Origin of the sequence: Phenylobacterium sp. (assembly GCF_046590535.1) — a bacterium.
Lineage (GTDB): Bacteria > Pseudomonadota > Alphaproteobacteria > Caulobacterales > Caulobacteraceae > Phenylobacterium.
In genome coordinates this window covers 1-15,726 of record NZ_JBKJTG010000197.1, presented here as the reverse complement: position 1 = coordinate 15,726, position 15,726 = coordinate 1, and the positions used below count along the sequence as shown (strand labels likewise).

Sequence of the window (15,726 nt, the reverse complement as noted above, 5' to 3'; positions counted from 1 at the left end):
CGCATGTAGCTGATGATCGCCTCGTCCATCTTGTCGCCGCCGACCCGAACGGAGCGCGAATAGACGATGCCCGACAGGGACAGCACGGCCACCTCGGTGGTGCCGCCGCCGATATCGACCACCATGGAGCCGGTGGGCTCGTGGATGGGCAGGCCCGCGCCGATCGCCGCGGCCATCGGCTCGTCGATCAGGCCCACGCGACGTCCGCCGGCGTTGAGGCAGGAATCGTTGATGGCGCGACGCTCCACCGCCGTGGCGCCCGACGGCACGCAGACGATGACCTTGGGGTTCACGAAGCCCTTGCGGTTGTGCACCTTGCGGATGAAGTACTTGATCATCTCCTCGGCGACTTCGAAGTCTGCGATGACCCCATCGCGCATGGGGCGGATGGCCTCCATATGCCCGGGCGTGCGGCCGAGCATCTGCTTGGCTTCGATGCCAACGGCGTGGACCACCTTGCGGCCGCCCACGTTGCGCAGCGCCACAACCGACGGCTCGTTCAGCACGATTCCCTTGCCCTTCATGTAGATCAGGGTGTTGGCGGTGCCGAGGTCGATGGCGATGTCGTTCGAGATCGCGCCGAAGAGGGATGAGATCATGCAAGGCCCTGACGGATTGGGGCTGGAACGGGCAGTCTGCCGGTTGGTCCGCGGCGGCTCTGTTGACGCCGAATAGGGCGTCGAGCCGTTACGATCTGTCTGACAGGCTTCCTGTCCCCTCTGCCCTGCTCTATATGCGAATTCAAGGCTTAAAGAGCCGTGTGCGCCTTCGCGTCGCGCGCGAGTATTATCGCCTAGCTCGCCTCGCTATCGCCATGAACCGGGCGCACCGGCGCCTCGCCCCAGATCAGCTCGCGCCCCACGGGGTCCGCCAGCACCTCCGCAGGACTTCCGACCAGCTTCACGCAGCCCTGATCCAGGAGGGCGATGCGGTCGGAAAGCCGGGTGACCTCCTCAATGTCGTGGGTCACCAGCAGCATGGGGATGGCCAGGTCCTGCCGCAGTTCGGCGATCTCCGCATGCAGCCTCGTCCGGGTGCGCCGGTCCACCGCCGAGAAGGGTTCGTCGAGCAGCAGCACCTTCGGATCGCGGGCCAGGGCCCGGGCGATCGCCACCCGCTGCCGCTGCCCGCCGGAGAGGGCGTGCGGCTTGCGCGCCTCCAGGCCGTCCAGATGCACTCGGCGCAGCAGATCACGGGCGCGGTCCGCCCGTTCGCCACTGGGATGATGGCCCATGGCCAGGGCGACGTTGGCGAGTGCGCTGAGGTGCGGGAAGAGCGCGTGCTCCTGGAACACCAGGCCCACGGCGCGGCGATGCGCGGGCAGGCTGATCTTCCGCGTGCTGTCGAACCAGACCTGATCGCCCACTGCGATGCGGCCGGCCTTGGCCGAATAGAGCCCGGCGATGGACCGCAACAGGGTCGTCTTGCCCGCGCCGGACGGGCCCACCACGCCCAGCACCTCTCCGGGCGCGCAGGTCAGCTGCAGGTCCAGGGGAATCTGCCCCGCCTGCGACAAGCGCACCGAAAGCCCGGGCTCAGCCATGTCGGCGGCCGATATTGCCGGAGAGGCCGTACACCACCGCGATGGCGGCGATCGAGAAGACCAGCAGCGCGGCGCTCATGGTAGCCGCCGCCGGGTGATCGAAGGCCTGCACCCGGTCGTAGATCGACAGCGCCAGGGTGCGGGTCTCGCCGGGGATCGAGCCGCCCACCATCAGCACCACGCCGAACTCGCCCAGCGTATGGGCGAAAGTCAGCGCCAGGCCGGAGAGCACGCCTGGCCAGGCCAGCGGCAGCTCGATCCGCCAGAAGGTGCGCCACGGCGTCAGGCCGCTGACCCAGGCCGCCTGCCGCACGTCTGGGGGCAGGCTCTCAAAGGCCCGCTGCATCGGCTGCACCGCGAACGGCAGGTTGAAGATCAGCGAGGCGACCAGCAAGCCTTCGAAGCTGAAGGCCAGCGGATGGCCGAAGGCCCGCGCCCAGGCCTGCCCCAGGCCGGAGTTTCCGCCGAACGCCGTGAGCAGATAGAAGCCCAGCACCGTCGGTGGCAGCACCAAGGGCGCGGCCACCAGCGCCTCGATCAGGCCCTTGGCGGGCACCCGGCGGAAGGCCAGCGTGCGGGCCAGGATCAAGCCCAGCGGCAACAGCACCAGGGCGGTCCAGGTGGCCAGCTTCAACGAGACCCGGAAGGCTTCCCAGTCCATGGATCAGCGCGGCAAGGTGAAGCCGTAGCGGACCAGGATCGCCCGGCCCTCGCGACCTTGCAGGAAAGCGTAAAAGGCCCTCGCCGTCGGGCCCGCGCCCCTCAACACCACGGCGCGCTGACGCAGCGGCTTGTGCCAGGCGGCGGGTACAAGGACGAAGGCGCCGGCCGCCTTCACCTGCGGCGTCAACCCCAGCGACTGGGGGATCAGGCCGGCCTGAACCGAGCCTGACGTGACGAACTGGGTGGCCTGGGAGACGTTCTCGCCCAACACCAGCCTGGGTTCGATGGCGGTCCAAATCCCCGTGGTCTGCAGCACCTCGCGCGCTGCGCGGCCATAGGGGGCGTGCGCCGGATTGGCGATGGCGAACTTCTGCACCCGGCCGTCGCGCACGGCGGCGGCAAGGTCCTTCAGGCCCGCATCGGCCCTCACCGGCGAGCCCCGCGGCGTGAAGAGGCCGATCCGGCCAATGGCGTAGAGCGCGCCCGCCCCTTCCGTCCGGCCCGCCGCCTGTAGCGTCTGGACGTAGGATTCGTCGGCGGAGAGGAAGACCTGAAACGGCGCGCCGTTCTCGATCTGCTGGGCGAAATTGCCTGACGAACCGAAGGTCAGCCGCACGCTCTGGCCGGTGGCCTTCTGGAAGGCCGCCGCGACCTCCGGAAGGGCCGCCTGCAGGTCCGACGCCGCGGCGATGGGCGGCGCGTCCTGGGCGCGGGCCAGCGCCGGGACACACATGACCGCAAGAATAGCGATGAGCCAGCGCATGAGCCTACTCCACGGCCAGAATGACGTGCGGCGCCTTAATCAGGGCGGTGATCGCCTCGCCCAACTCCAGTTTGAGGTGCTCGGCGCTCTCGCGGGTGATGGTGGCGGTCAGCGTCTTTCCATCGGCGATCTCGAGCGTGATCTCGCTGTTCACCGCTCCGTCCTCGCGGCTGATCACCCGTCCTGCGATCTGGTTGCGGGCCGAGGTCATCAGGCCCTCGCCTTTGGCCAGCACGATGAAGCTCGACTTGATCAGCGCGATGGCGGGCTTGCCGGGCGCGAGGCCCAGGTCTGCGACGCTGGCCCGGGTCACCACGGCGACGATCTCGACGCCACGCGCCACCTGCAGGGTGACTTCGGCGTTGACGGCGCCGTCGGTAACGCTAGCCACCGTCCCGCGCAGGGCGTTTCGCGCGCTCGTCCTCATACCAAGGCTCCAGAACAGGGTTCCCACGTCCGTGTCGGGTGCGCCGCCCAGGCCCCGCTCCAGCCGTTCCAGCGCCCCGGCCAGTTCCGCCTCCACCCGGTGGAAGGCGGCGACCACGGCGCGACCGCGGGGGGTCAGCACGGCGGTCCCGCCCTGGCGCCCGCCAGCCTGGGCCGCGACCAGAGGCGCGTCGAACAGGTTGTTGAGCGCCTGCACCGCGTCCCAGGCGGCCTTGTAACTCAGGCCGAGCTGCGCCGCCGCTGCGCGGATCGAGCCCAACTCTCCCAGAGCTTCCATCAACGCGATCCGGTCGCCACCGACGCGGGCGCCCTCGCCGCGGCGGAGCGATAGGGCGGCGTTGAGGGCGGGAGTAGCAGTCATCATGCGTTATGTAGCGCGACTATATAACGCCGTCACCTAGGTTGGGAGCAGCACCTCGGTCACCGCGCTGGTCTGGCGGCCGGATTCCTGCAAGCCACCGCCTACCGCATAGATGCGGCCCTTCACGGTGACACCGGCCAAGCCGTGGCGGGGAACCGGCATGGCCGGCGCGGCGGTCCAAGCGTCGGTCCGAGGATCGTAGGTCCAGGCGTTGGGGATCACGCCGGGGCCGCCCTCGCCGCCGAACACATAGAGCCGGTCGCCGGTGGCAGGGCCTGCCAGGCCCCCGGCCCCTCGCGGCATGGGCGCCAGCGTCTCCCAGCGGTCGGTCTTGGGGTCGTAGCGATCAAGCTGGGCGCTGTTGCCGCCCCTCACCGTGCGGCCGCCCGCCAAGTAGAATAAGCCGCCGATTGCGGCTCCCGTGGCGCTGTTGCGCGCCGCCGGGCATGGGGCGGCGGTCTCCCAGCGGCACGAAGGGGTGTCGAACACCTGATGGAGGGCGATGTCGCCCTGGTGGCGCCACTCGCGGTTGGCCTCGCCCAGGGGAGCGCGGCCGCTGGCGATGTGGATGCGGTCGCCGAGCGTCACCGCGACGGTCTCGCATTGTAGTCCCGGCATGGGCGCGACCGGCCGCCAGGCCTTGCCGTCGAGAACCAGGGCGTCGGGGATCGCCACCCAGCCGCCAGCCGCCGTCACCTGGTAGCCGCCGAAGGCGTAGACCCGGCCACGGGCGGTGGCCAGCACCGGGTGATGACCGGCGAAGGGCAGGTGCGGACCCTCCGTCCGCCGGTCGGCCGCGGGATCGTAGAGGCCGGTGCGGGCCTGAGGATTGATCCCACCGCCCGTGCCGCCCGGCCCCGGCGCATGCCCCCGGCGATCACCACCTGGCCCCGCCAGGCGGTCCCATAGACCTCCTGCACCGGCCACGGCACGGGCGCGCAGGGTCCCCAGCGGGCGGCGGCGGCGGCGGGCAGGAGCTCGGCGGCGAGGCTGGCGGCGAGCGTGCGGCGGTCGATCATGACCCCATAGTGCCACGCCCGCGCCGGGTTGGAAGTCAGGCCAGGGCGGTCATCACCACCCCAGCCGCCGCCAGGGTCCCGCCGACCCACTGGCGCAGGCTGAGCCGCTCCTGGAAGAGGCGCCGTCCCACGGCCGCGGCGATGGGCGCCTCGATCACCCCCACCGCCCGCACCGGCCCCGCCGGCGCCAGGGCGAGGGCCGCGAACCAGCAGGCCGAGGCGGCGGAACCGAAGAACCCCGCCCCCAGGGACGCCCGCCATGACGCCGCCACGGCCCGCAGCGCCTGCGGCCGGGTCATCGCCAGGACGCCGGTGAGCACCAGGGACTGGATGGCCTGGGCCGCCACCAGGGCGGCTGTAGCCGAATAGATCGGATGCGCCGGATCGAAGGCGAGGCCCGCCTGCCGGTAGCCATTCAGGGCCACGGCGAAGGCAGCGCCGGATGCCAGGCCGAGGGCCCCGCCCACTGCCGCGCCCCGCGCCTCGCCCCGCCGGGGCCACGACAGCACCATCAGGCCCGCGGTGGTGATGGCGATCCCCGCCCAGGCCTGCCCGCTCAGCCGGTCGCCAAACGCCAGCCAGCCCAGCAGGGCCGCGACCGGCAGGGAGGCCTGCTGCATCATCGTCGCCACCGCGAATCCGGAGCGGTGCATGGCCATCAGCAGCGTGCCCGTGGCCCCGACCTGGGCCAGGGCGCCCACCGCAGCTCCGGTCCAGAATCTGGCGGACGGGTCGGGGGCGGCGGCGGGCGTCAGCCATGAGGCGAGCGCGAAGAGGGCGATGGCGAACGGCAGGCCGAACAGGAACCGCACCAGGGTCGCGCCCCACGGTCCCGCGTCCGCCACCAGCCCGCGCTGCATGACGTTGCGCGCCACCTGCAGGGGCGCGGCCGCGGCCGTCAGGACGATCCAGAGAACGGGACTAGAACCCGCTGGCGATGGCGTCCGGGGCGCTCTTTTCCTTGCGCGCCATCAGGTTGTTGAGCGCGTTCACATAAGCCTTGGCTGAGGCGGTGAGGGTGTCGGTGTCGGCCGCCTGGCCGGTGGCGATGCGGCCGTCCTCCTCAAGCCGGACGGAGACCTGCGCCTGAGCGTCGGTGCCCTCGGTCACCGCGTGGACCTGGAACAGCCGCAGGATCGCCTCGTGCGGCATCACCGCGTGGATGGCGTTGAACACCGCGTCCACGGGACCGTCGCCGGTGGCGTTCGCCGACTTCTCCTCGCCCTCGATGGTCACCGTCAGGAAAGCCTCCTGCGGGCCCTCGGTGCCGGCGATCACCCGCAGGTGCTTGACCTGGATGCGGTCGGCGCCGCTGGCCAGGGCGTCGTCCACCAGAGCCACCAGATCGTCGTCGAAAACGTGCTTCTTCTTGTCGGCCAGGTCCTTGAAGCGCTGGAACGCCTCGTTCAGCGCGTTCTGCCCCAATTCGTAGCCCAAGGCCTTCAGCTTCTCGCGGAACGCATGGCGGCCGGAGTGCTTGCCCATCACCAGGTTGGAACCGCCCTGCCCGACGTCCTCGGGCGTCATGATCTCGTAGGTCCCGCGGTCCTTCAGCATCCCGTCCTGGTGGATACCGCTCTCGTGGGCGAAGGCGTTCTTGCCGACGATCGCCTTGTTGAACTGCACCGGAAAGCCGGTGATCGCCGAGACATAGCGGCTGGCCCGGGTGATGTGGGTGGTCTCGATCGCCGTGTGGAACGGCAGCCGGTCTCCGCGCACCTTCAGCGCCATGACGATCTCTTCGAGCGCGGCGTTGCCGGCGCGCTCGCCGATGCCGTTGACCGCAACCTCCACCTGCCGGGCGCCGGCCTGCACCCCGGCCAGGCTGTTGGCCACGGCCAGACCCAGGTCGTTGTGGCAGTGGGTGGAGAACACCACCCGGTCGGCGTTCGGCACATTCTCGATGATGTCGCGGAAGATCTCCGCGTACTCGGAGGGATAGGTGTAGCCCACCGTGTCGGGCAGGTTGATGGTCTGGGCGCCGGCGGCGATGGCGGCCTCCACGCAGCGGCGCAGGAAGTCCTGTTCGGTGCGGGTGGCGTCCTGGGCCGACCACTCAACATCGCCGCACAGGTTGCGCGCATGGGTCACCGACTTGGTGATCATCTCCAGGATATCTTCCTGGCTGGCGTGCAGGATGTGGTCGCGGTGTGAGGGGCTGGTGGACAGGAAGGTATGGATGCGGCCGCGCTTGGCCTTGCGCACGGCCTCAGCGCAGCGGTCGATGTCAGCCATGCTGGCCCGGGCCAGGCCGCAGACCACGCTCTCGGTGACGATCTCGGAGATCTGCCGGACGGCCTCGAAGTCGCCGTTGGAGGCGATCGGAAAGCCCGCCTCAATGATGTCGACGCGCATTTCCTCGAGGATCTTGGCCAGTTCCAGCTTCTCCTCCAGGGACATGGAGGCGCCGGGCGACTGTTCGCCGTCACGCATGGTGGTGTCGAAGACGAGGACCCGGTCGCGCTCGCTGCGGGGCGCGGTATCGGGGGCGTTTGCCGGTACGGGGGCGGTCATTGGAAAGGTCTCTTCGCGGGGGTTCTGTTCAGGTCGGCCGAGGGTTCAAAAGACCCCTGAACGCCCGGCCGCGAAGTCGCGCAGCCTAGAGAGGCGCCCAGGGGCGGCTAAGCCCCAGCGAAAGAAGAAGCAGGCTGGCGGTGCGCGTGCGCATGACGCTGCATCTACCGAAATCGCCGGTTCGCCGCAAGACTGTTGCGCCAAGCGCGGCCTTAAGCCGCCTGTTCGGCAAGAACCTTGCGCACCGCCGGCCTGGCCCTCACCCGCTCGCGGTGGTCGTAGACCTTGGGAAAGGCCTTCGGATCGACGCCGTCATCCTCCAGCCAGTCGGCCAGCGTGAACAGGTAGCCGTCGCACACCGAATAGGCCTCGCCGAGCACCCAGGGACCGGCCAGCATCTCTTCCTCGATGAGCTGGAAGCAGGCGGCCTCGGTCTCCGGGACCTTGCGGGTCATCTCGGCGAGCGCCGCGGGATCGTCGGCCCAGCGATAGCCGCGGTGCTTGTGGGCGTGGGCGACATGGACTGTCGAGCAGAGGTAGCTGTTGAACGCCTGGCACCGGGCGAAGGCGAAGGGGTCGTCGATCGGCGCGAGACACGCGTTCGGATGTGTCAGCGCCACGAAGGCCAGGATGGCCGGGGTCTCGGTGAGCACGCCGCGTGCGGTGACCAGGGCCGGCACCCGACCCTTGGAGTTGATCGCCAGGTACTCGGCTTTCCGCTGGTCGCCCGCCCCGGTGCTCATCCGCACCACCTCATAATCCGCCCCAGCCTCTTCCAGGGCGATCAGCGAGGCCAGCGAACAGGAGCCCGGCGAATGAAACAGCTTCAGCATCACGCTTCCCGGTCGCGGCGGCGCAACCACTCGCGCGCGAACCAGCCGATGGCCAGCCAAGCCGCGGCGATCAGGGCGAGCCACAGGATGTTGCGGCCGTCCTCGCCCTTCATGACATCGACGATGGAGGCGCCGGCGAAGGCGGTCAGCACGATCTTGGGGATGATCCCGATCGCCGTGCCGGCCACGAAGTGGCGCACCCGCATGGGCGTCACGCCGGCGGCCATGTTGACGACGATGAAGGGCGCGGAGGGCACCAGCCGCACGATCAGGCTGGCGACGAAGCCGTTGCGCCCCACCAGCTTCATGAACCGGCGCAGGCTCTCGCCGGAGAACTGCTCCAGCACCCGGGCGCCGGCGCCGCGGCCGACGTAGAAGCCGACCAGCGCTGAGACCATGGTGCCGATCCAGCTATAGGCGAAGCCAGTGATCGGCCCGAAAGCCACCACGGCGGCGGCGATCAGCACGAACTGCGGCACGCCGATGAAGGCCAGCACCGCGAAGGCCAGCACCGCCACAGGCAGCGACCAGGGGCCGCGCGTCGACTCCAGCCAGGTCTCCACCGCGGCCTCGCCATCGAACCCCAGCACCTGGGCCCCGAACAGGAAGACCAGCCCCACGCCGCCGAACAGCACGAAGGAGACCGCCAGGGCGCGCCACGCCTGGCTGTCCATGTTCGAGACGAATTCCAGGAGGCGCCGCATTTCCACGGCGTCGCCTGTTCCCTTCCCCCGGTCAAGCGGCGCCCGGGTTTGCGTGCAGCGCAGCATGGGCTAAACCCGCGGCGTCGCCGCAAGCTTAGGAGCCCTGCCCGCCATGACGCTCGAATCCGCCGCGCTGTCCCGCGTGAAGCCCTCAGCCACTCTGGCCGCCGACGCCATGGCGCGCGAGCTGAAGGCGCAGGGCCGCGACGTGATCAGCCTGGCGGCCGGCGAACCGGACTTCGACACCCCGCAGAACATCAAGGACGCCGCCATCCAGGCGATCCGCGACGGCAAGACCAAATATACCAACGTTGATGGCATCCCCGAACTGAAGGCCGCCATCTGCGCCAAGTTCGCCCGCGAGAACGGGCTGACCTACAAGCCCAGCCAGATCAACGTCTCGCCCGGTGGCAAGCCGGTGATCTTCAACGCCATGGTTTCCACCCTGAACCCAGGCGACGAGGTGGTGATCCCGACGCCCTACTGGGTGAGCTATCCCGACATGGTGCTGCTGGCCGGCGGCACGCCGAAGCCGTTGCCCACCAGCACTGAAACCGGCTTCAAAGTGCAGCCGGCGGATCTCGACGCCGCGATCACGCGCCGCACCCGCTGGGTGATGCTGAACTCCCCGTCCAACCCGTCAGGCGCCGCCTACACCAAGGCCGAGCTGCGGGCGCTGGCCGACGTGCTGCTGCGCCACCCCCACGTCTGGATCCTGACGGACGACATGTACGAGCACTTGGTGTTCGGCGACTTCGAGTTCTGGACCATCGCCCAGGTGGAGCCTGCCCTCTACGAGCGGACCCTGACCATGAACGGGGTCTCCAAGGCCTACGCCATGACTGGCTGGCGGATCGGCTACGCTGGCGGACCCGAGCCGCTGATCAAGCTGATGGCCAAGGTGATGAGCCAGACCACCTCCAATGCCTCGTCGATCTCCCAGTGGGCGGCGGTGGAGGCGCTGAACGGGCCGCAGGACTTCATCAGGCCCAACGCCAAGCTCTTCGAGGAACGCCGCGACTTGGTGGTCTCGATGCTGAATCAGGCTCGCGGCCTGCACTGCCCCACGCCGGAGGGCGCCTTCTATGTCTATCCGTCGGTGGAGGGGCTGATCGGCCGGACGGCCCCCTCGGGCAAGGTAATCGCCAGCGACCGAGACTTCGCCGTCGAGCTGCTGGAGACCGAGGGCGTGTCGGTGGTGTTCGGGCAGGCCTTCGGCCTCTCGCCGTTCTTCCGGATCAGCTATGCGACGTCAAACGCCGTGCTGGAGGACGCGTGCTCACGCATCCAGCGGTTCTGCACGGCCGTGAAATAGACTGAGCCTAGGGCTTCTCGCGCCAGGCGGCCTTGGCGGCGTCCTTGGTCATGTTGAGGCAGACCCGGTCCGCCTCGACATGATCGACCCAGCTGATGGGGATCAGGTGGTGCTTGAGGCCGGAGCCCAGGTCGAGCTTGGCCAGCTCGATCTCGTCGCTCATCACGTGGTCGACCTTGCCCACATGACCGCCATCGGAACCGACCACCTCCATGTGCTCGCGGATGTCTAGGGCATGGGACATCATGTTCGTTGTCTCTCCGAAGTGGTGCAGACTGGGAAACGGATCAGCCACAGGCCCAGTTGCGCGATGACCGAACCGATCAACCTCAACAAAACCAGGAAGGCCGCGGCGAAAGCCAAGGCCCGGTCGACGGCGTCTCAGAACCGGGTCCGGTTCGGCCGCACCAAGGCTGCGCGCGACGGCGCCAAGCTGGAAACCGACAAGGCGGCGCGCAGCCTCGATCTGGCCAAGCGCGAGCACTAGGCCGCGGCGGGAACCGTTTCGTCGCGGGCGGCGGCGGGGATCGAGTCGTAGATGGTCGGCGGGGTTAGGTTCAGCCGCCGCCGCGCAGCCTCCAGCGGCTCGGCCATCAGGCGCTCATAGTCCTCGCCCAGCAGCCAGCCGGCGGCCTTGCCGCGGCGGTAGCCCTGCCAGATCGCCTGGACGTAGGGATATTCCTTCGACTTGCGTGCCCGCGAGCCCGCCCCGAGCGCGATCAGCGCCCAGCCCAGCCCCTTGGTCTGGGCGTAGGAAAAGCCCACCAGGCAGGCTTCGCCCAGGCCGTCGCGGTGATAGCCCGACAGGATGTGCCAGATGTCGTGCACGTCGCGGGTGCGCCGGCCCATCCAGGCGTAGGGGTGCGGTTCGTCGATGGCCTGCGCGCCCTGGCGGCTGATTTCGGCGAGGCCCCCGGCGGAGAGCTGCTCGGCGCGAATGAAGTTGCGGTAGTGGGCGCCGACGCTGCCTTCCGGCAGGCTGTCCAGCCAGGCGTCGTCCATCAGCCGGTCGGCAAACTCGCGGCGCTCGTAGGCGATGCGGCCGCCTTGGGTCGTGTTGAGCAGCCGGTGATAGGCCTTGGCCGTGGCGCTGCCGTTCAGGGCGCGCATGATCTCGAACACCTGGGTGGTGTCATCCTTGTCGGCCAACAGGCGCTTCAGCGAGCGCAGCGCGTGGCCCCAGTCGAGCTTCGGCGGCCCCTGGCGCTGAGGCGGTGCGGCGACATCGAGCCTGCCAGCGGTCATGACCATGGACGGAAACCTTGCAAACCTGATCCCGAAGATGACGCCTGCGTCACTTTTTTGCAAGTGGCTTCGTTTCGGCCGGCCTTGGCGTAAAGGACTCTGGCATGGGTTCGTTACGAAAACGCTCCGTCCTGTTGTCAGGCCACGCGACCTCAATCGCCCTGGAGCCCGAGTTCTGGAAGGTGCTGGACGCAATGGCGCAGGCCCGGACGCAGAGCCTGGCCGCGCTGATCGTCAGCATCGACCGCGCCCGAGGCGAACGCCCGCTGGCGTCCGCCTGCCGGGTCGCGGCGCTGGAGTGGGCGGGGAAGTCCTAGCTAGTTCGGCGCGGGCTGGTTCGGGCCGTTGATGACGCCGGCGGGGGTGGCCGGCGCATCGCCGGTTGCCGGCGCCGCGGGCATCACCGAGGCGTCCTCCGCGGCGCTGGGGGTGGCGCCGCCCTGGGGCGTGCGGTCAGCTCCGTTGCGCTGGATGAGGGCGACCGCCAACCAGGCCACCAGGATCGCTACCACCACCCAGACCAGCGGGGGAATGTTGCGGCTGGCGCGGCGCGGTTCGGGCCGGTCGGCGCTGTCGCGATCAGTGGTCGGGTTGTGCGGGGTTTGATCGGTCATGGGGTCGCCCTCTCTCTTTCGTTCACTTGGGGACCGGGATCGGCCTGTCGGGGATCCGCGGCAAAGGCCGTCGGGACGCCGATCAGGACGCCATCCACAGCTTCATGCGCCGCCTGGGAGCCTATTCCACGGCCGATCACTCCTGAGCTGGCCATCTTCGCCGTAACGAAGCGCCCGCGGCGCTGTTCCTTCAACCCCTTAAGCGGACGGTTGCGCGTGCTACATATGTTCCGATGTCCGCGTCCGAATCCGATCCCGATCACCCCCCGGCTCTTCGCGTCAGCGACCTCGCCCGCGTGGGCGGCGCGCCCGTGGGCGACTACCTAGACGGCCTCAATCCCGAGCAGCGCGACGCGGTGGAGTCCGTCGAGGGCCCGGTGCTGGTGCTGGCCGGGGCGGGTACCGGCAAGACCCGGGTGCTCACCACCCGCCTGGCGCACCTGCTGGCCACCGGCCGCGCCCGGCCGTGGGAGCTGCTGGCCGTCACCTTCACCAACAAGGCGGCCCGCGAGATGCGCGAGCGGATCACCGCCATCATCGGGCCGCAGGCCGAGGGGCTGCGCTGGCTGGGCACCTTCCACTCGGTGGCCGCCCAGATCCTGCGCCGGCACGCCGAGCTGGTGGGCCTGAAGTCCAGCTATACCATCCTCGATCAAGACGATCAGGAACGGCTGATCAAGCAGGTGCTGGAAGCCGAGAACATCGACGCCAAGCGCTGGCCGCCGAAGATGCTGGCCGGGCTGATCGACCATTGGAAGAACCGCGGCTGGACCCCTGACCGATTGCCGCCCGCCGAGGGGGCGCAGTTCGCCAGCGGCAAGGGCCAGGCGCTCTACCGGCTCTATCAGGAGCGGCTGCGGGTGCTGAACGCCTGCGACTTCGGCGATTTGCTCCTGCACAACCTAACCATCTTCATGGGCCAGCCGGACGTGCTGGCCGAGTACCATGATCGGTTCCGCTACATCCTGGTGGACGAGTACCAGGACACCAATGTGGCCCAGTATCTGTGGCTGCGGCTCCTGGCCCAGAAGCGCCAGAACGTCTGCTGCGTGGGCGACGACGACCAGTCGATCTATGGCTGGCGCGGCGCCGAGGTGGACAACATCCTGCGCTTCGAGCGGGACTTCCCGGGCGCCAAGGTGATCCGCCTGGAGCGCAACTACCGCTCCACCAGCCACATCCTGGCGGCCGCATCGGGGCTGATCTCCGCCAACAAGGGCCGGCTGGGCAAGACGCTCTGGACCGCGGCCGAGGGGGGCGAGAAGGTCATCGTGCGCGGCGTCTGGGACGGCGAGGGCGAGAGCCGGCTGGTCGCCGACGAGATCGAGCGGGCGAAGAAGGGCGCCACCGACAAGAACCCGCGGAAGTACCGCGACATGGCGATCCTGGTCCGCGCCTCCTTCCAGATGCGCGCCTTCGAGGAGCGCTTCGTGATGCTGCAGATCCCCTACACGGTGGTGGGCGGCCCGAGGTTCTTTGAGCGCGCCGAGATCCGCGACGCCCACGCCTATCTGCGGTTGATCCAGTCGCCGGACGACGACCTGGCCTTCGAGCGGATCGTCAATACGCCCAAGCGCGGCATCGGCGACACCACCGTGCAGAAGCTCCTGCAGTTCGCGCGGCTGAACGGCATCCCGGCCACCGCCGCGGCGCGGCAGATCGTACTCACCGACGAGCTGGCGGCGCGGACCCGCACGGCACTGGCCAACTTCCTGCGCGACCTGGACCGCTGGCGGGCCGAGGCCGAGCGTACGGCGCACGCCCGCCTCACTGAACAGATTCTGGAGGAGAGCGGCTACACCGACGCCCTTCGCCTCGACAAGGGCCCCACCAGCCAGACCCGCCTTGAGAACCTCAAGGAGCTGGTCCAGTCGATGGCCAACTTCGAGACCCTGCAGGCCTATCTGGAGCACGTCTCCCTGGTCATGGACCTGGACCGCGGCCCGGCGGGGGATTCCGTCCAGATCATGACCCTGCACTCCGCCAAGGGCCTGGAGTTCCCGCTCGTCTTCCTGCCGGGCTGGGAGGAAGGCGTCTTCCCCTCACAGCGCTCCATGGACGAGAAGGGCGAGAAGGGCCTCGAAGAAGAACGCCGCCTCGCCTACGTTGGCATCACCCGGGCCCGTGAGGAGGCGCGGGTCTCCTTCGCCGCCAACCGCCAAGTCTATGGCCGCTGGACCAGCCAGCTTCCCTCGCGGTTCGTCGACGAACTGCCGCTGGCCAACGTCGAGGCCTCCTCGGAGACCGGCTACTACGGCGGCGGGCCGGGCATGCAGCAGCACGGCAGCCGCTGGGATGAGACCCCGTCTTTCGGGGCCGGCTATTCCTCGCCAGGCTGGAAGCGCGCCCAGACGGCGGGCTACCGCGGCAGCCACCCCGGCCGCCAGCAGGTCATCGAGGGCGAGGGCCGCCTAGTGGCTGTCTCTGAAAGCTCGGCGACCAGCGACTACGGCCGCGGCGACCGGGTGTTCCACCTGAAGTTTGGCTACGGGAAGGTGCTGGGGGTCGAGGGCAACAAGCTGACCGTCGAGTTTGAGCAGGCCGGCGAGAAGAAAGTCATCGACAGCTTCCTGGAGAAGGCTTGAGGGGGTTGTGAACCAAGCTGCGCATGGCGCGCTATCGCAGCATGACCGGCTCCTTCAAGCTTCGCGACAAGAAGGCCATCCTGCTGGGGACGGGTGTGGCGTTGGCCGCCGGACTGCTGATGGGCGCGGCAATGCAGCCCGAGCTGATCTTTGACGCCGATAGCCCGGGCGGTCCGCAGATGATGGCGGGCTCGGCCGGCCTGCGGGGTTTCGGACCTTATGACGGCATGGCCAGCTTCTCCTCCTATTCCGGCGAGGTCCCTGACTACGTGATCGGCACCGACTCGCTGACGCCCATGACTTGGCCTGACGATCCGGCGCCCGACTACCGGGTCGCCGACTATTCCGCCTACGGACAGCCCCAGCCGGAGCCCGTGCGGATGGCCGCGCAGGCCTGGCAGGACCCGCCATCGACCCCGGCTGAGTATCCGTCCGAGCGCGGCGGCGTGCCGCTGGCTGCGGACCTCCCAGCCCCGCCCGCGGCGCCGGAAGAGCAGCCTGCGGTCATCGAGATCGTCCCAGCCGAGGGCTGAACCCCCTCGCCTTTCGCCTGGGCTGCCGCTAGACGCGGGGCCCATGTCCGACGAGGCCTTCCAGATCATCGCCCGAGGGCCGCGCGCCGACGCCGAGGCCGCGGCCGTGGCCATCGACGCCGACCCCGCCACCGAGACCGTGACCTATTCCATCCTGGAAGAGGACGAGGACCACGACGTCTGGCGAATCGACGCCTTCCCGAACACCCACGACGAGCGCCAGGCGTTTGAGAGCGTCCTTGCGGGCTTTCCGTTGCGGGTGGCGACGGAGAAGCTGGCCGACGCGGACTGGCTGGCCATGGCGCTCTCTGGCCTGCCGCCAGTGCGGGCCGGGCGGTTCTTCGTCTATGGCGCTCACGACCTGGGCCTGGCGCCCCCCAGCACGGTCAATCTGCGGATCGAAGCCGGCGCGGCCTTCGGGACCGGCCACCACGGCACCACCGTGGGCTGCCTGACCACCTTCTCCGATCTCCTGAAGGCGCATCGGTTTACCCGGGTGCTCGACGTGGGCTGCGGCACCGGTGTGCTGGCCATCGCCGCGGCGCGCACGGGTTCCGCCGTCGCCGTCGGCACCGACATCGACGCGC

General features: G+C 69.3%; 19 protein-coding genes. 6 read left to right on the top strand and 13 right to left on the bottom strand.

All coding sequences use genetic code 11. The features are described from left to right. From ACLL81_RS11715 to ACLL81_RS11670, 10 genes are all read right to left on the bottom strand, one after another. On the bottom strand, positions 1 to 599 hold a 599-nt coding region (locus ACLL81_RS11715; protein ID WP_411288521.1), incomplete at its 3' end, for a rod shape-determining protein. 194 nt (positions 600 to 793) lie between these two features. After that, positions 794 to 1,543, bottom strand: coding sequence for an ABC transporter ATP-binding protein (locus ACLL81_RS11710; RefSeq protein ID WP_411288520.1), 750 nt, complete (start codon positions 1,541 to 1,543; stop codon positions 794 to 796). Further along, entirely contained in the window at positions 1,536 to 2,204 is a 669-nt protein-coding gene (modB, locus tag ACLL81_RS11705) for a molybdate ABC transporter permease subunit (RefSeq protein ID WP_411288519.1), read from the bottom strand. The genes ACLL81_RS11710 and modB overlap by 8 nt, the downstream gene beginning before the upstream one ends. A gap of 3 nt (positions 2,205 to 2,207) precedes the next feature. Beyond that, the gene (gene modA, locus ACLL81_RS11700) at positions 2,208 to 2,969 is read right to left on the bottom strand and encodes a molybdate ABC transporter substrate-binding protein (RefSeq protein WP_411288518.1); all 762 of its coding nucleotides are present in this window, start codon (positions 2,967 to 2,969) and stop codon (positions 2,208 to 2,210) included. A 4-nt stretch (positions 2,970 to 2,973) separates the two neighbouring features. After that, positions 2,974 to 3,777, bottom strand: coding sequence for a TOBE domain-containing protein (locus tag ACLL81_RS11695; RefSeq protein ID WP_411288517.1), 804 nt, complete (start codon positions 3,775 to 3,777; stop codon positions 2,974 to 2,976). Between the two features lie 36 nt (positions 3,778 to 3,813). Further along, positions 3,814 to 4,704: a Kelch repeat-containing protein gene (locus tag ACLL81_RS11690; protein ID WP_411288516.1), complete on the bottom strand. Its 891-nt coding sequence runs from the start codon at positions 4,702 to 4,704 to the stop codon at positions 3,814 to 3,816. A gap of 127 nt (positions 4,705 to 4,831) precedes the next feature. After that, positions 4,832 to 5,698, bottom strand: a complete 867-nt coding sequence (locus ACLL81_RS11685) for a DMT family transporter (RefSeq protein ID WP_411288523.1) — start codon at positions 5,696 to 5,698, stop codon at positions 4,832 to 4,834. Between the two features lie 19 nt (positions 5,699 to 5,717). Beyond that, positions 5,718 to 7,310, bottom strand: coding sequence for a 2-isopropylmalate synthase (locus ACLL81_RS11680; RefSeq protein WP_411288515.1), 1,593 nt, complete (start codon positions 7,308 to 7,310; stop codon positions 5,718 to 5,720). Positions 7,311 to 7,522: 212 nt separating this feature from the next. Then, a complete protein-coding gene (locus tag ACLL81_RS11675) occupies positions 7,523 to 8,143 on the bottom strand; it encodes a glutathione S-transferase family protein (RefSeq protein WP_411288514.1) in 621 nt (206 codons plus the stop codon). Then, a complete protein-coding gene (locus ACLL81_RS11670; RefSeq protein ID WP_411288513.1) occupies positions 8,143 to 8,847 on the bottom strand; it encodes a TVP38/TMEM64 family protein in 705 nt (234 codons plus the stop codon). The genes ACLL81_RS11675 and ACLL81_RS11670 overlap by 1 nt, the downstream gene beginning before the upstream one ends. A gap of 112 nt (positions 8,848 to 8,959) precedes the next feature. Here ACLL81_RS11670 and ACLL81_RS11665 point away from each other — a divergent pair, with 112 nt between their 5' ends. Beyond that, positions 8,960 to 10,162, top strand: coding sequence for a pyridoxal phosphate-dependent aminotransferase (locus ACLL81_RS11665; RefSeq protein ID WP_411288512.1), 1,203 nt, complete (start codon positions 8,960 to 8,962; stop codon positions 10,160 to 10,162). Positions 10,163 to 10,169: 7 nt separating this feature from the next. Here the strand turns inward: ACLL81_RS11665 and ACLL81_RS11660 are convergent, their stop codons facing one another. Beyond that, positions 10,170 to 10,406 carry a DUF2171 domain-containing protein gene (locus ACLL81_RS11660; RefSeq protein ID WP_411288522.1) on the bottom strand — a complete coding sequence of 79 codons (237 nt, stop codon included), beginning with the start codon at positions 10,404 to 10,406 and terminating at the stop codon, positions 10,170 to 10,172. Between the two features lie 66 nt (positions 10,407 to 10,472). On the opposite strand from ACLL81_RS11660, the gene ACLL81_RS11655 reads away from it, so the two are divergent. Further along, on the top strand, positions 10,473 to 10,649 hold the full coding sequence (locus ACLL81_RS11655; RefSeq protein ID WP_411288511.1) for a DUF4169 family protein: 177 nt from the start codon (positions 10,473 to 10,475) through the stop codon (positions 10,647 to 10,649). Here ACLL81_RS11655 and ACLL81_RS11650 read toward each other — a convergent pair. Beyond that, a complete protein-coding gene (locus tag ACLL81_RS11650; RefSeq protein WP_411288510.1) occupies positions 10,646 to 11,413 on the bottom strand; it encodes a Coq4 family protein in 768 nt (255 codons plus the stop codon). The two genes, ACLL81_RS11655 and ACLL81_RS11650, sit on opposite strands and share 4 nt — an antisense overlap. A 98-nt stretch (positions 11,414 to 11,511) precedes the next feature. Here ACLL81_RS11650 and ACLL81_RS11645 point away from each other — a divergent pair, with 98 nt between their 5' ends. Beyond that, entirely contained in the window at positions 11,512 to 11,724 is a 213-nt protein-coding gene (locus ACLL81_RS11645; protein WP_411288509.1) for a ribbon-helix-helix domain-containing protein, read from the top strand. On the opposite strand, the gene ACLL81_RS11640 is transcribed toward ACLL81_RS11645, so the two are convergent. After that, positions 11,725 to 12,021 (bottom strand): hypothetical protein, encoded by a 297-nt coding sequence (locus ACLL81_RS11640; protein ID WP_411288508.1) that lies wholly within the window; start codon positions 12,019 to 12,021, stop codon positions 11,725 to 11,727. A gap of 233 nt (positions 12,022 to 12,254) precedes the next feature. Here ACLL81_RS11640 and ACLL81_RS11635 point away from each other — a divergent pair, with 233 nt between their 5' ends. From ACLL81_RS11635 to ACLL81_RS11625, 3 genes are all read left to right on the top strand, one after another. Further along, entirely contained in the window at positions 12,255 to 14,606 is a 2,352-nt protein-coding gene (locus tag ACLL81_RS11635) for a UvrD-helicase domain-containing protein (RefSeq protein ID WP_411288507.1), read from the top strand. A 23-nt stretch (positions 14,607 to 14,629) separates the two neighbouring features. Beyond that, the gene (locus ACLL81_RS11630; protein WP_411288506.1) at positions 14,630 to 15,139 is read left to right on the top strand and encodes a hypothetical protein; all 510 of its coding nucleotides are present in this window, start codon (positions 14,630 to 14,632) and stop codon (positions 15,137 to 15,139) included. A gap of 43 nt (positions 15,140 to 15,182) precedes the next feature. After that, positions 15,183 to 15,726: 50S ribosomal protein L11 methyltransferase (locus ACLL81_RS11625; RefSeq protein ID WP_411288505.1), on the top strand; the 544-nt coding region annotated here is incomplete at its 3' end.